General features: G+C 40.3%; 14 protein-coding genes. 1 reads left to right on the top strand and 13 read right to left on the bottom strand.

The genetic code is table 11. The annotated features are described in order from the left end of the window. Nucleotides 1-40: 40 nt before the first annotated feature. The 3 genes from DXA54_RS10580 to metK all read right to left on the bottom strand — a co-directional run bounded on the left by DXA54_RS10580 (nt 41) and on the right by metK (nt 3,676). A complete protein-coding gene (locus tag DXA54_RS10580; RefSeq protein ID WP_004298899.1) occupies nt 41-412 on the bottom strand; it encodes a DUF3244 domain-containing protein in 372 nt (123 codons plus the stop codon). A 126-nt stretch (nt 413-538) separates the two neighbouring features. Next, entirely contained in the window at nt 539-2,203 is a 1,665-nt protein-coding gene (locus DXA54_RS10575; RefSeq protein WP_118161564.1) for a tetratricopeptide repeat protein, read from the bottom strand. 180 nt (nt 2,204-2,383) lie between these two features. After that, nucleotides 2,384-3,676, bottom strand: a complete 1,293-nt coding sequence (gene metK, locus DXA54_RS10570; RefSeq protein WP_004298895.1) for a methionine adenosyltransferase — start codon at nt 3,674-3,676, stop codon at nt 2,384-2,386. Nucleotides 3,677-3,906: 230 nt separating this feature from the next. Between metK and DXA54_RS10565 the strand changes: the two genes are divergently transcribed. Then, nucleotides 3,907-4,095, top strand: a complete 189-nt coding sequence (locus DXA54_RS10565) for a hypothetical protein (protein WP_004302899.1) — start codon at nt 3,907-3,909, stop codon at nt 4,093-4,095. Here DXA54_RS10565 and folK read toward each other — a convergent pair. The 10 genes from folK to DXA54_RS10510 all read right to left on the bottom strand — a co-directional run bounded on the left by folK (nt 4,070) and on the right by DXA54_RS10510 (nt 16,142). Then, complete coding sequence (gene folK, locus DXA54_RS10560) at nt 4,070-4,555, bottom strand: 2-amino-4-hydroxy-6-hydroxymethyldihydropteridine diphosphokinase (protein ID WP_004307794.1); 486 nt, start codon at nt 4,553-4,555, stop codon at nt 4,070-4,072. The genes DXA54_RS10565 and folK overlap by 26 nt on opposite strands. Further along, nucleotides 4,555-5,613: a tRNA preQ1(34) S-adenosylmethionine ribosyltransferase-isomerase QueA gene (queA, locus tag DXA54_RS10555; RefSeq protein WP_004298889.1), complete on the bottom strand. Its 1,059-nt coding sequence runs from the start codon at nt 5,611-5,613 to the stop codon at nt 4,555-4,557. Before queA ends, folK begins: the two co-directional genes overlap by 1 nt. A 17-nt stretch (nt 5,614-5,630) precedes the next feature. Next, nucleotides 5,631-6,353 carry a tRNA pseudouridine(55) synthase TruB gene (truB, locus tag DXA54_RS10550; RefSeq protein WP_120079440.1) on the bottom strand — a complete coding sequence of 241 codons (723 nt, stop codon included), beginning with the start codon at nt 6,351-6,353 and terminating at the stop codon, nt 5,631-5,633. Then, nucleotides 6,353-7,207: an undecaprenyl-diphosphate phosphatase gene (locus DXA54_RS10545; protein ID WP_004313684.1), complete on the bottom strand. Its 855-nt coding sequence runs from the start codon at nt 7,205-7,207 to the stop codon at nt 6,353-6,355. The genes truB and DXA54_RS10545 overlap by 1 nt, the downstream gene beginning before the upstream one ends. Nucleotides 7,208-7,209: 2 nt before the next feature. After that, a complete protein-coding gene (locus DXA54_RS10540) occupies nt 7,210-7,452 on the bottom strand; it encodes a DUF3098 domain-containing protein (RefSeq protein ID WP_004298881.1) in 243 nt (80 codons plus the stop codon). Nucleotides 7,453-7,565: 113 nt separating this feature from the next. Further along, nucleotides 7,566-8,447, bottom strand: a complete 882-nt coding sequence (locus DXA54_RS10535) for a cell division protein FtsX (protein ID WP_004302888.1) — start codon at nt 8,445-8,447, stop codon at nt 7,566-7,568. 3 nt (nt 8,448-8,450) lie between these two features. Continuing rightward, nucleotides 8,451-9,350 (bottom strand): methyltransferase domain-containing protein, encoded by a 900-nt coding sequence (locus DXA54_RS10530; protein WP_120079438.1) that lies wholly within the window; start codon nt 9,348-9,350, stop codon nt 8,451-8,453. 387 nt (nt 9,351-9,737) lie between these two features. Next, a complete protein-coding gene (locus tag DXA54_RS10525; RefSeq protein ID WP_008646988.1) occupies nt 9,738-10,067 on the bottom strand; it encodes a DUF6984 family protein in 330 nt (109 codons plus the stop codon). 92 nt (nt 10,068-10,159) lie between these two features. Beyond that, nucleotides 10,160-10,627, bottom strand: coding sequence for an Imm65 family immunity protein (locus DXA54_RS10520; protein ID WP_008646987.1), 468 nt, complete (start codon nt 10,625-10,627; stop codon nt 10,160-10,162). 559 nt (nt 10,628-11,186) lie between these two features. Then, nucleotides 11,187-16,142, bottom strand: coding sequence for a DUF6443 domain-containing protein (locus DXA54_RS10510; protein ID WP_120079436.1), 4,956 nt, complete (start codon nt 16,140-16,142; stop codon nt 11,187-11,189). Nucleotides 16,143-16,149: the final 7 nt, after the last annotated feature.

The raw sequence follows: 16,149 nt of genomic DNA, 5'->3' as shown, positions 1-16,149 counted from the left end.
TCATCTTATGTTAGTTGCAAATAATATATATTCCAAAGATTTAATCTAATTCAAAATCTCCGATAAAGGCTTCCTTCGGAAGTTGTATCTCCAGAGTATATTTACCTTTTTCCTCACCTGCAAGATCAATATAAACCTTATCTACATTTAAATCAGTAGATGTATAAACCACTTCTCCCGTCTCTGCATCCTTGATGGTAACAGTTACAGTGGGAACAGTAGAAAGAAGGTCAATAGATAACAATGAGTTTTCAATAAAAGCATCAGGAGTAACAGGGATAGACCGATGTTGTACCTCAGTTTTATTCTTTAGCCTGATTTGACGTGCAGATATCATTTCATGTGCAAAAGAAAACATACTTACTTGAAGTAAGACAGTCAACAACAAAAAAGGTAAAAATTTAGCTTTCATAATAAATGGGTTTAAAATTTCGCTCCAAAAATACACAGATGAAGCAAAAGAAACGATTTTTATGCGGTAACAATGGTAACAGCCTTTCATTTAGAAGCAAAACAAACCTAGAGGAATCAGCATATCTCACTGAATATCAACACCAAACACGCGATCGAAAATTTGAGCATCCATTTTGTTCTTTATACGATTTTTACGGGTTTTAAGAGCATCTGACGTAGCATCCATCAACTCCATCATGACAGTTTTCGAGCAACAAAGCAATGAAAGAACACAATAAAATATATCATCACCAGTTAAAGCCGGATAACGCTCCTTCAAATTCATCATCACATCAACAAATGCACTAGAAATTTCAGAACGTATCTCTTTTCTCAAACTACGCATCACCAATAGTTGTTTAGGAGTCGCTTTCTCTAATGCTTCCAATTGATCGTAACAATTAGTTGTTTTAAGTACAGATATACATAATTGAATTTGCTGCTCTGTTAACTTCGACCTTTTCTTATCTAAATCTTCTTTATTAGTTTCCGAGACCTCTTCCTCTTTGAGCAGCATAGTATCTACCCGATTTTGGGTCAATTCACGTTGTAATGCTATATAACGCTTTTTCCTTTTCCTATCATTCCACATAAAACAAAAGACACAAATAATCATTAAGAAAAAGAATACAGAAACCAAAGTAAAAACCAGCATTTTAGTATGTTCTGACAATAGCCTCCTATGTTCTTCTAATTGATGTTTATCCATAAGTCGATTGAGTTCTTCATTGTCATTCATAATCTGCATAGAATCATAAAGCACTCTATATGCATCCATATTTTCTGTCGCAATCTTCCATTCACCTCTTTTCTTTGCTATTTGATGCATTCCATCATAGCAAACAGCCTTTCCATAAATATTAAGTTGGTCTATATTCTTACTAAAGAAATAACTGGCAGAATCAAGTTTATTCAAATTCAACATAATTTGAGCTTTTGACAAACAGACATTAACAGCATCATCCCCTTGCATAATCATTGCTTTCGATACATATTTATCGGCTTGAACATAATCTTTTTTTTCATTGTAAACCATAGCGAGGTCATGATAAAGAGCTCCTATCAAACTAGAGTCTTGCTCTGCTAATGCATAATCAAGAGCTTTTTGATAATACAACAATGCGCTATCCTTTTTATTTTGTAATAAACAGATACGTGCAATACCTCTCAATGGATATGTCTGCTGACTGCCCCCCTCTAATATCTGATAAGCTTGGCGATAAGCCTCAATCGCTATATCATACAAATCATCTTTTTCATAACAGTCCGCAAGATTATCATATATCATTGCCAAGAACTCATCCCTAACAGGCATCAACCGAATTGCCGTCAGATACTCGTCTACAGCAAATGAAGTATACCCTTTCTCTAAATAAGTAGCTCCCCAATAATAATGAGCTTTTGCAGCACGTACACTTTTCTTCTTATCACCATAGTATTCAACAGCCGTTTTTATCAGCGAGTCATCTCCTAAAGCAATATAATTTTTATGCCTTGCTTGCGTAAGCAATAGCGCATAAAGTGCTCTGTCAGCACGTGGTAATTTCTGTGGGGAGGAAATTGATTCCAAAATGGATAATGCACTATCAGGATATATTTCCATCAATGAGTCAGCAGATAGTAGCAATGGACTCTTCACCGAAGAAGAGCAGGAAGATAGAGAGACAGACATCAGAATGCTACCTACGCTGACAAGTAAACTAAAGAACAACAATAAATAGCGTTTAGGATAACAACATCTTGTTTTCATTAGGCAGTCCGTTTATTTACAGGTCAAAAGTAGCAAATTCCGGCAAAAGAAGTTTAATATCCAAAAGATATTTATTTAAATATAACTTATTTAAAATCAAGAGCCACAACCTCATATCCTACTAGAAGGAGTTGAGATTGTGGCTCTTATCGAATGAGCTAAGCTCGCTTTCAGACTGTTTTACAGACCAAAAGCAGCTTTAATTTTATCTACGTAGTCGAGTTTCTCCCATGTAAAGAGTTCCACTTCCACTGTTTTATCTCCTTCGTAACGAGAAGAAAACTTCTTCGTTATCACTTGCGGTTCACGTCCCATGTGACCATAAGCGGCTGTTTCCTGATAAATAGGATTACGAAGTTTCAGACGTTCTTCGATTGCTTTCGGGCGAAGATCGAACAACTGATCGATAACGCGGGCAATCTCACCATCCGTCATGTTAACGTGGGAACGGCCATAAGTATCTACAAAAATATTGATCGGACGAGCCACACCGATAGCATAGCTCACCTGTACAAGCATTTCATCTGCTACACCTGCCGCAACCATATTCTTTGCGATATGGCGTGCTGCATAAGCTGCACTACGGTCTACCTTGCTAGGATCTTTTCCGGAGAAAGCACCACCACCGTGAGCACCTTTACCACCATAAGTATCAACGATAATCTTACGACCTGTCAAACCGGTATCTCCGTGAGGACCACCAATTACGAACTTGCCCGTAGGATTCACATGATAAATGATTTTATCATTAAACAGTGCCAACACTTTATCGTGATGGATAGAAGCAATGACACGAGGCATCAGAATTTCAATCACATCACGGCGGATGATAGACAGCATTTCTTCGTCAGCTTTCAGCTGGGCGGCTTGAGAATCATCTTCCGGTTGGATAAAGTCATCATGTTGCGTAGAAACAACGATTGTATCGATGCGAACAGGAGTTCCGTTGTCATCATATTCGATAGTAACCTGGCTTTTGGCATCGGGGCGGAGGTAAGTCATCACCTTTCCTTCACGACGAATGTCGGCCAGCACTTGCAGAATGCGGTGTGCCAGATCAAGAGAAAGCGGCATATAGTTTTCCGTTTCATTGGTAGCGTAGCCAAACATCATACCCTGGTCGCCTGCACCCTGTTCCATCGGGTCCTGACGCTCTACACCACGGTTGATATCGGGACTTTGCTCATGAATAGCGGAAAGTACGCCACAAGAGTTACTTTCGAACATGTACTCTCCTTTGGTATAACCGATTTTCTTAATCACTTCGCGCGCGATGAGCTGGAGGTCAACGTACGCTTTTGTTTTCACTTCACCCGCTAGCACCACTTGTCCGGTAGTCACTAGTGTTTCGCAAGCTACTTTCGAACTGGGGTCGTAAGCCAACAGTTTGTCAAGCACAGCATCCGATATTTGATCGGCTACCTTGTCGGGGTGTCCTTCTGACACCGATTCGGATGTAAATAAGTATCCCATCTTTTTAAATTAAGAATTAAAAATTGAAAATTAAAAAATGAGAGAGAGTAGGAGAGGCGAGTGCTGCAAAGGATAAACCGAAAGGCGTCAATCAGACGTGTTTTAGCATTTTTTTCCGTGGTTGCAAGCTACTCAAATCTGTCCACACTTTCATTTCGGTTGCAAAGATAAAGAGATTTCGGAAATAATGAGTATCTTTGCCACGTATTTAACACATAAATAGATTTATAATGATTCTAAATAAGAAATTAAAAACGCTTTTGGTGCTGGCTCTTTATATAGGCTTCACGATTGCCATCTATGCCATTGTCTGCCATTTCATCGATAAGCCGTTTCAGGAGATTCATTTGCTGTATGCAGTATTGATAGGATGCATTGCCTATTTACCGGTATTTATTGCGGAGAAAAAGAAGAAGTAAGCTCCTTCATCGTTTTTCCAAGTACCGGATGCACTAATCCGGGAGCAATTTCCGCCAGTGGTTTCATGACGAAGTCACGTTCTGCCATCAACGGATGGGGGAGGATCAACTTTGCTCCTGAAGGAGAAGTGGTGGAAAGTATCAAATCACCATAAAGCAACAGATCAATATCAATCAGGCGGTCGCTATATATGCCGTTGACGGATTTCTTCGTACGTCCCAATTCCTGTTCAATCGCCTGCGTTCTCTGTAAAACGTCTATGGGAGCCAATTCGGTATCTACACAAACCGCCGCATTCAGGAAACTGTTATCGGAAGAAAATCCCCAAGGAGCAGTAACGTAAAAAGCAGACAGGGAAACTATTTTCCCTACCTGCTCTTCTATTTTTTGCACGGCATCCCGAAGATTTTGTTCTTTATCCCCAAGATTAGTGCCGAGTCCCAGATAAACTTTTGCCATTATTTGTCCAAAATCAGCATTGCATCTCCATACGTGCCGAAACGGTAACCTTCTTTCAATGCTACATGATAAGCATCCATCACCTGGTCATAACCACCAAAAGCAGCTACAATCATCAGTAAGGTAGAAAGTGGCATGTGGAAATTGGAAATCATTGAATTGGCTACGGTAAATTCATACGGAGGGAAGATAAACTTGTTAGTCCATCCTTCAAATTCCTTGAGATGTCCGTCAGTGCTGACTGCACTTTCAATAGCACGCATCACTGTCGTACCTACCGCACATACATTTCTACCGTTATCTTTGGCACGATTCACGGTTTTCACCGCCATTTCGTTTACAAACATTTGTTCCGAATCCATCTTATGCTTCGTCAAGTCCTCCACGTCAATGTCACGGAAGTTACCCAGACCAGCGTGCAAAGTGATATATGCGAAGTCCACACCTTTAATTTCCAGACGTTTCATCAACTCACGGCTGAAGTGCAAACTAGCAGTCGGAGCAGTCACCGCACCCTCGTTCTTTGCAAAAATAGACTGGAAGCGTTCAGCATCTTCCGGTTCTACGGGACGGTTGATAATAGAGTGGGGGAGTGGAGTTTCACCCAGAGAATACAGTGCCTTTTTGAACTCGTCATGAGGTCCGTCATAAAGAAAACGGAGCGTACGTCCGCGAGAAGTGGTGTTATCAATCACTTCAGCCACCATTGAATCGTCCGGACCGAAATACAGCTTGTTACCGATACGTATCTTACGTGCCGGATCAACCAATACGTCCCACAAACGAAGTTCTTCATTCAACTCACGCAACAAGAATACCTCGATACGAGCACCTGTCTTCTCCTTGTTACCGTACAAGCGGGCAGGAAACACCTTCGTATCATTGAATATAAACACATCTTTATCATCAAAGTAGTCCAACACATCTTTGAACATCTTGTGCTCAATCTTACCTGTATTACGATGCAATACCATCAAACGCGACTCATCTCTATATTTCATAGGATGTAGAGCGATCTTATCCTCGGGTAACTTAAATTTGAATTGTGATAATTTCATATCTATTCCTTATTACGTTAATTATTTTCTTCCTCATTTTCTATCTCCTGTCCGTCGATCCACTCTTTAAAGTGTTCGGGATTCAGACAGTCTTCCAACCGGACATCACCTACACGGGTACGGATCAATCCTGTCAGGTGAGCTCCGCTATGGAGTGCTTCGCCGATGTCGCGGGCCAAGGCGCGGATATAGGTCCCTTTGCTGCATACGACACGGATTTGAATCATCGGTTCCGGATCATCCAGGCGACATTCCAGCAATTCAATCTCGTCGATAACAAGCTGTTTTGCTTTTAGTTCGACTTCCTCTCCTTTCCGGGCCAGTTCGTAAGCACGCTTGCCGTCTACCATACAGGCAGAGAAGGCAGGAGGTACCTGATCGATGGCACCGATAAAATGCGTCAGCACTTCTTCCACCATTTCCCTCGTGATATGTTCGGTAGGATAGGTGGCATCTATTTCATGTTCCAAATCGTATGACGGAGTAGTGGCACCCAAACGCAACGTTGCGACGTACTCCTTCGTATGATATTGAAACTCTTCTATTCGTTTTGTCGCCTTGCCTGTGCATAAAATCATCACCCCTGTTGCAAGCGGGTCCAGTGTTCCGGCATGGCCGACTTTTAGTTTTTTCACTCCTATCCGGCGGCAAATATGATAGCGGGCATGCCCTACTACTTTAAATGAAGTCCATCCGAAAGGTTTATTGAAAAACAGTACTTCTCCTTTTTTAAAATCCATCAGCCAATTTCTAAGTTGTATCCAAGCAGCAGCATTACCAAAATGGTTCCGCCAACAATAATTCTGTACCAGCCAAATGCCTTAAAGCCATATTTCGTAACGAAGCTAATAAAGAACTTGATAGCCAGCAAAGCGACAATAAAAGCTACTACATTACCTATAATAAGTGCCGGCATATTGTTGAGAAGAATCTCCGTACCACCATCTAAGAATAGTTTCAACACCTTGTAACCGGTTGCCGCAAACATGGTTGGCACGGCAAGGAAGAATGAAAACTCGGCAGCATCTTTGCGAGTCAGCTTCTGGGCCATACCTCCAACGATGGTAGCCATCGAACGGGATACTCCCGGTATCATGGCAATGCACTGAAACAAACCGATATTGAATGCCTTTCTTTCTGTCAGCACTGTATCTTCGCTTCCTTTCGAAAAGATCTTATCGCAGAACAACATGAATATACCGCCGATCACCAACATCACTGCCACTATTGCTACACTCTCCAGCATCTCGTCTATCTTATCGCTGAACAGGAATCCCAAAATGGCGGCAGGAATAAAAGCTACCAGCAGTTTCCAGTAAAAATCGAATTTATGCAGAAAACACTTCAAAGCGGAAGCACCCGCAGGAGCCGGTGTATGGTTCAACCGGAAAAAGCGTTTCCAGTAAAGGCAGACAACTGAAAGAATTGCGCCAAACTGAATAATTACAGTAAATGCTTTTACAAATTCTGTACTTTCTACTCCTAATATGTTTTGTGTAATAATCATGTGTCCTGTAGAAGAAACCGGTAGAAACTCTGTCAACCCTTCTACAATAGCAATAATAATCGTCTCAAATGTTGTTAAATCCCCCATCTTTATTCTTCTGTTTTTTGTGTTTTAGGTTTGCGTAATACAGCGTAAATCATAGACAAGAAGCCAAACAGGCAAACGACTGGCGCTACCTTGATTCTGCGTACACTGAAAATATCGGGTTCAAAAGAGGTTTCGGACGATGTAGGTCCCGTCATCAATAGAAAGCCGATAATAACAATCGCCATCCCTATCGCGAGCAAGATAAAGTTCACTTTATCAAAGGCAAATTTCTGCTTGTCAGACATAGTTTATTTAATTACAAATTACTAATTTCAATCATTCCCTTAATCTATCAGTCGGTTGTTACGGATGCTAATCACACGCAAACACAGGTTTGCCGTCAGCCATTCGCCATCCGCTAAATATAGTACAGGCTGTTTGCTTTCATTCTCAAGTATTTATTCATGGAGAAATAGGCGCATAGCCACGTTATTACAATTCCAAACGCCAATACGCTTGCACAGACTATCAACATGACTTCAGGCGTGATGACCTGAAGCAATTCCTGTTCGTACGTCACGGCCCAATAAGCGGTCCCCATCAATATGGAATCGGCAACGATGGCTGCCAATATCCCGCTCCATACATTCTTTCGAAGGAATGGCCCCCGGATGAATCCCCAACTCGCTCCTACCAACTTCATGGTGTGAATGAGGAAGCGTTTGGAGTAAATAGCCAGTCTTATGGTATTGTTTATCAGGGCAAAAGAGATAAAAGTAAGCACTACCGCCAAGGCAAGCAGTACCAGACTGATATTTCGTATGTTATCATTCACGGCGTCAATTAACTCCTTTCGATAGAGCACATCTTGTATGTTGGTGTTCTTTTTAATCATTTTCTCTATCTTCGCAATGCTGTCGGAGTTTGCATAATCGGAATGGAGTTTGATTTCAATGGAAGCGGTAAAAGGGTTATAGCCCAAGAATTCTTCCGGATCGGTTCCCATTGCTTCCGTCTGTTCTTTCAGTGCTTGTTTTTTAGAAATATATTCGGATTGTTTCACGAAAGGTTCCTGATTCAGCTTCTTCTGAAGTTTCAGTATATCCGCTTCTTTCATGTCGTCACTGATAAGAACGGAGAAACTGATATTCTCGCGGACATATACGGAAAGATTGTGTGCTGTCAATACGAAGAAGACAACCAGTCCCAGCAACAGCAACACTAATGTCGTACTGATACTCGACGTAATGAACTGCATGTCGAAGATTGAACCTGACTTATATTTGTTTTGATCTCCCATGCGTTATCTCTTTTTTCGGAATACATAAATCATGGAACTACTGCGTTCTTTCCGTCCTAAAGCATTAAACCATGCTAACGTTCCGACAAACATCCCTTTCAGGAAACTGCACGAACTGCCACGATGTTTTTCGCTCAACATGGATACGTAGAACGCATCGAACGGCATCGGATGACGCGCCGCCATAATAAAGCCATGACGGGAAGCCAATTGTTGTATAGTGCCCGGAGTAAAATGCCAGAGATGACGGGGAACGTCGTATGCCGCCCAATACTCGCCATAACGTTGAGCATCATAAGAAGAGCAGTTGGGTACAGCTACAATCAATACTCCTTTTTCTGTCAGCAACTCATGAAGTCGCTGCCACACCTCATCAAGGTGTTCCAAATGTTCCATCACATGCCAAAGAGTGATAACATCAAAGCTGCCGGGAGCAAACTCTTTCAAAGCCGATTCGGGCTTTACGTCCAGATCGAAATGCAACTTCGCAAACTCACGTGCCTGCAGACTTTTCTCCACCGCCTCCACTTTCCATCCCCGGCGAACCATCGCATCAGAAAAGTAACCGGTTCCCGTACCTATATCGAGCAAACGCCCTGTTTTACGATGCGCTTCCTTAGCTACCAGGCGCGCTTTGCGGCCCAGCATATAGGAACGTACATAATGGTAGATATTATTCATCGCGCCTTTGCGCGTATCAGTGTGAGAGATATAGTCGGGAGTCTCATAATACTTGCCTATCTCTGCTTCCACGGGGACTCCTTGTGTGAATGTAAATCCACAGTCCTCACACGAATACAGTTCAAACTGTTCGCCCGAAGCATAAAAATCCGTACAAGTCATGACGCGTTTCAAGTGCGCACCGCCACACACCGGACAAGCATTTATACTGAGTTTCTCCATTAACTATCTAAGCAAAATTAAGTGCTGCCTCGAATGACAAGACAACACTATACCCGAATTTGGTGCAAAGAAACAAATAAAAAGTGATGGATTGGGGTTTCGTTAAGGACTTTTAATAGATAAACCAATTAAGACATCAGTATCTACAATTAGGCTAGCTGAAATATCAAGTACATATTCTGTATGCGTAGACATGTTGCTAGGCAAATTTAATCTATTATATTGAGAAAGCAACCTTTCATTTCCGCATTTATAAAAAGATACCCTGACACAGAATATTTTCTAATTCCATATCAGGGTAAGACACTCTGTTTTATCGAACAATAATATAAAAAACTACCCTGACACTTAAGAATATTTCTATAACATGTCAAGGTAGTAATCGAGCTATAAATCAGGGAGTTTTACAAGTTTTTCAAAATTAGTTTTCCATATATCAAGTTCAAATAGAACTCCATCAACATCCACATTTAAGGATGCAATAACCTCAACTCCATCAATATCTGTAAATTGAAATTCACTAATTTGTCTACCCAATTTCCTACTTTCATTTATTTTCCCCTGTGGAAACAAATACAAACTACCCATTTCCCCATCATCCATTGGACATACTAATAAGCCATTCTTCCAATCTTCAGACATTTCTAAAGATGACTTATGAACAAGTAATTCAATAAGTTGTTCCTCTTGCTTAGTCGGTATTCTATAAAATTTCATGTATTCTTCCTATATTAAATGTTCCATCAGAAAGTTTAAAAGCTGTATACTGTATATTTCGACCACCTATTCTAATAATCTGATTGAAAGGTCTACCAAAGTTGCGGATATTCAAAAAGAAAAGCCGATGATAATACCTTTTTTACCAAAGTTGACCCATTTTCATATTTTCGAAGAGCCAATACCCACCCATCGTCCAAATGGAGATTCTCATGAAAATTAGAATCTGCCACAATTCCTTTTTCAAACAATTCAGTTCGCGACATTTCCTGCTCATCTAATTCTATAAAACAAAGATATTTCCCTTTATAGGTCATCACTTTAGAAGGTAACTCTGCACCATCCGAACCTGGAGAATCCGCCCCTTTAATACTATAAATAATGCTGGAATCATTTGATAATACTTCATTTATTTCAATATATGGAGTTTGTAGATATCCACTATCTATCAATACTTTAACTTGTTCTGCCACTCGTTGATGTATCTCCACTGGCGAAAAAGAGGGGGAAACACATCCTCCCAATAAAATAAATAAGATAACATAAACCAAGTTTTTCATAAGTATATTATTAATATTTTACATATCGTACTAAATCTGTATTACCCAATATTCGAATAGATTTTACCCGACTTTGATTTTTAGTATATTCGTACAACATTCCTTTTCTATCTTTCTTTAGTCCATTATCTTTTAGATAAACTGCATTTCTGCGCTGGGTAGGAGATAGTGCTAAATTACAATGGAATTTGCCTGTAATATTTCGAAATTAATAAAGAGTTACTGTTTGCACAATCAAAATCTATCCAAATAGTTTTTTGTAAAAAATAAAAAAATCGCTGTTCTATCAATACATTATTTAGCTTTGCAGAAACTTTATAAAAGCCAATTTTCATATTTCTTTTTTCTAACAATCTTGGAAGTTCATAAGCCTTTATAAAACCACTATATATTATTTTATCATTCAATGAAATAATAGTATTAATATCTTGGCTATTTTCATACGAGTTCCCTACAAAGATCAATGTAGATCTAGATGCAAAACAAACAATACATACACATAATAACATCAGCCCGACTGTTACCATTAATACTTTTCTATTTTTCAAATTCATTTATATCATCTCCATTTAAGACCTAAACTATAGACATCAACAATATTATTATCATAGTGAACATATGGATAAGGTATTTTTCTATTCATATAATTCAAGGAATTACTACCTCTATTTATATTATATTGTTGTTGCAGCATAACTTTTCTTTGTGTTGAATTACTATTGTGAAAAACACCTCCTTGTTTCATTATATTAAATGGATTCTTTGAATGTAGCAATCCGGCTGCATGTCCAAATTCATGAGTTGCAGTAAAGGTGTTATTGTGAGACAGATTATTAGACAATAAATTATTATTCGCAAAATCCCTTGACGCCAAAGTCATTACTTTTCCACCAGACATACTTGTAACTCCACGAGCCCCTTCACCATCACTATCCGCCAATACAAATAAATGGTCTGCACTTTCAACATCCTTCATAGAAGTTACCACTTTGAGATCCATATCAACCTTTAAATTATAAGTTTTGCCATCACTCCATTCAAATTCTCCTTCATAAGTACTTTTTATATCAGAAACTATATCTTTGGCAGCTCTCTTCATATTTATATTATCACTTGAATTATTGAATATTTTGGCAGTTACATGCATAGTCACAATATTGTCATTTAAAGTATACCAAATACTATCTCCGTTTATATCTATATTATTCACTGGATTATTTGCTCCATATTGATAAGGAGATAGAGAAACATACTTTTCTAAAAATCTATCAGTCTTCATAAATCTTCCCAATGTTGCATCATACATTCTTGCCCCATAATCATACCAATCCAATCCACCTTTCTGATCCAACTCTTTACCATTATACTTATATGGCTGAACGTTATTACATCCATTAGACATTAAACCACCAAAAGGATAATAATCATTCACTTCATCAACATTACCGGCCTCGTCAGTAACAACCCTTACATTACCTTGATGATCTTTCAGATAGAAATGAAACTTATTATCTTGGAAACTATAATATCCCGCCTCATTCAAGAGCATCTTCAAACTGCCATTCTCATAGATCGCATTACCACAATAAACGGTGGACGTGACGTTATTGTTTATAGTATGCGTGGTACGGACTTTCCTGCCGTCTGCAGCATATTCATATTCAATACTACTTCCATCAGCAAAGCTAATGTGACTAGGCAAATTTAAGATATTATATTGAATTTCAGATATTTTTTTGTTCAAATCTTTAGCCAGATTGCCATTTTTATCATATTCATACTCTACCGTTTCATTGACATTATCCTTAAACTCCATACCGTTACCAAATACAGAGTTGGTGGCATTGTCATAAACCGACTGTAATTGATTGCCATGGTAGATCAAATTCAGATTATCAACCAAACCATAAGAATCCGTACCCGTTTGACCGTATCTAAGCAGCCCCAAGATATTACCCATTTTGTCATAGCCGGTTATCTGTTCGTTGAAACGGTTACGGTTCTGTTTTAAGTTAGTACCTTCTCCATAAATAGCATCTTTCAAACGGGAAAGACCGTCATAAGTGAAACTGTAACCCTTTTCTTGCGGATCAATAACTGTAGCCATACCATTTTCGCCACTACGCCAACACATGCGGCTGATATTACCATTATAACAGGGAGTAGTCCCCTCTAGCGTTTCCTGATAGTTAAGCGTTTGGTTAAACAAAGGACCATTAATGCCTTTTATCCACGAACGAAGATTATATGCATAGTCGGTTCGTAACTCATATACACCATTACGTTTATCTGTTTTCAAACGACCTATCTCATCATACACATTGTCTACTAAAACAATAGGAGTATTATCATTCAACTGATAGCTAGTCTTCAATAGACGGTTGGCATGGTCATACGTATGCCGGTGCAATTCTACGGTTGGTCCAGTACCAGGAAATGTATGTATACGTTTTTCTTCCAAGGGATTTCCCGAGAAATTATAAGCTGTATGGACAATCTCCGTACCACCCAACTCATTATTACCCCTTTGCTGGATTATCCGGTAACGGTCGTCATAATACATTACCGAATACGTAAAAGTACCCGGACGGGCAGAGAGGAGCGATGTCCAAATCCCGGTCAGCTGTCCTTTACAACCACCTGCATTCCGCTTGCCATAGCCTGTTTCCTCTACGTAAACAGTGGTCATATCATTAGGGATGCCGTTCTTGCCCAAAAACTCATAGTGGTCGTAATAGTTGGCAGAAAGGAGACACGGAGACTCTAAGGTTACACCTTTCAATTGATAGCCTTTCAACCCGTTCTCTTCTTTTGCCCAATCGGCATACACGACGATAGTATCTAAAGAATTAGAAACATAATCCAACGTATTCGTACAAACTCCGGTCAATACTGTCCGACCGAAAGCATCGGGAATACTGAAACTCCATTCGTTCCGCTCACGCTGTTCGCCGTCTTGAGTAAAGACAGGATGATCGGCAGCATCATAAACGGTATAAACAGGATCGCATCCCGGAAGTTTCTTGTAAATACAGCGGTTATACTTATCGTAATGATAAATATAGGCATATTGCTGAAGAACGGGAGCCGTTTCAGACCATTCTCCTTCATCGAAAAAATAATCGGCTGCCATCGGAGGCAACATCATACACAGGTTGCCATAGTTATCATAAACATGGTACGTATCATAAGATAGTTGATTATCATCAGACTGACGAACGAGAACTATGCGACCGGCCTTGTCTTTAAATTCATAACTCACATGATTGTCTTCGTCTATCGCACGAACCACTTCCAATGTTCCGGCATCATATTCACCCGCACAAACCAAACTGTCATTCTTTATCCTATAACGGCACACGATAAAGCAACTGTCTACCCGATCAACTGCGTTTTTACGTTCTATATTGGTCAACACGTCTGTTTTGACCGGATGATTCTGCCAAGCAACTCCGGGACCATACTTCTTGACAATTCGGTTCAATGAAGAACTATCGTATTCAGGATAGCTGAAGGGAGAGCTATCTTTCTCGTAATAGCTTGCTTTACAAACGGCCTCACTGACTTCTGCGGATGGAAGAAAAGCACCGCCACCAGTCGATTCTGCTACCGGAAGCCAAAGTTTAGATTCGCGGTTGATTCCGTCATACTCCTGCAATGTGAGCAGGTCGGTTTTATAAGGAGTGAAGCCATGAGATATATGAAGTGAAGGATTCCCGAAATGGTCAAAATACTGTATCTCGCGAAGATAATCACAGGTGTGCAATTGGGAGAGATCATCTGTGGAGACAGTGGGAGTCAGAGTAATCACACAGGGCTGCCCCTCGGTCGTACACAAAGCATCACTAAAGTTCGGTGCCTCTATCGTCGTCGTGATCCGTCCGTTATCGACACTGCCTTCCGAAACAACATAATAGGTGCCTGAAGGAAGTTTCTTGACCTCAATGCGGGCATGTTTCTCATTCTCACACTGACCTTCTCCCGCATAATCGTCATTGCTGTAAAGGAGCTCACCGGCTCCATTCAAGATGCTCATATAAGTATCTTCCAGTTCCGAACCACAGTGACTAAACACCACATCCATCTCCTTTTGCAATACCAACTTATAAAAAACGTCATTCGCAGGTCTTGCCGGATAAGCATCCGTATAGTCTACAGAGGTATCTCGGGTATCGGAAAAGAAGAGTCCCGCCTTATATGTTCCAGCGTCGATAGCAAGTGCTTTTGTGTCTCCCGTTTGTGCAAGAAGTCGCCCGTTTATGGACAGGGAAATGTTGCCGTTCTTTTCCGCGTCGGTCACAATATAGTAGACGCCCGGGAGCAACACGGGTATATGAATACGGGCACTTTTGGCATTTGCACAAGCTCCGTCACCATCCGAATCGTCATTGAAATACAGCAACTTCTGCGTTTGGGAAAACACTTTCAAATAGGTGTCCGCAACTTCCGAACCGCAATTATCAACGGTCAGTTCCATCGGATTTTCAATCTCCAACCGATAGAAAACTTCATTGCCGGCTTTCTCCGGAAAATTGCCGGACATGAGTTCCGAGTTCTGAACATCTGTATATTGAAAGCTGTCCGCCCGGCTACCTATATCAATAGGACGAGAAAAACTGACTCCGGGAGCATACGTACGCCCACTCAAGTTCATTCTATAATACACGGCCCAAATAGGCGTGTCAGCATAAACATAAATATAATAGGTGCCCGCTCCCAAATCATACACATTCAGCTCGTAGTCTGTACCAAGCTTTTGCGTGCGGATGGGAACAACAGGATCATGCAAAGCTGAAAGAAGGTGAACACTGTAAGAATCCCCTTCCCAAGGACATTCAGTTCCATCATCATCCAGGCAAATCTCCATCGGTTCTGTCAGGGTGAAGCGATAAACTACATCATGCCGAGAATAATTATCCCAATAGTTATCACTGGCATTATAATCACATTGATAATCTATCGTATTTGCAGAATCAGCCAATGCAAAATTCTCACCAAATGTCCCTAACTCAAACGGATTGTAAAAATCTTCACCCAATTCACGAGGGGTTGTCTTTACATAAATAGTAACATCTTCCGCATCCACCGGTTTATACCCTTCATAGATGTTAGGTTTAGCAACCAGATAGTACACGCCAGGCAGCAAACCATATCCATAATCTCCCCATGCTTCCTCCACATAAATCGTACGACTCAAGAGGATGCCCGAAGAATTGAGCAAGAAAACAGTACCACTATCAGTGATACTGGGTTTTGCACTGGCTCTAATCTTCATAGGCTGCGTCACTGTTAGTTTGTAAAAAATATCCTTGGATATAAACACCCTCGTATCATCCATATCGGTCGGAGGTATAAATCCACAGTTAAAATTAGCTGTACTTTGGGTATCTTCATAAGTAAACGGTTCCGAATAGGTACCAATGTCAATAGCTGTTGCCATTCGTTCTTCCAAAGACTGTCCCCACGAATAGACAGAGCAGAATAACAAGAAAAATAAACATATATAAGTTTTCATAAAAAAT

The organism is Bacteroides sp. OF03-11BH (assembly GCF_003604005.1).
GTDB lineage: Bacteria > Bacteroidota > Bacteroidia > Bacteroidales > Bacteroidaceae > Bacteroides > Bacteroides ovatus.
The sequence above is the reverse complement of the archived record's forward strand: the minus strand, read 5'-3'. Positions and strand labels throughout refer to the sequence as shown.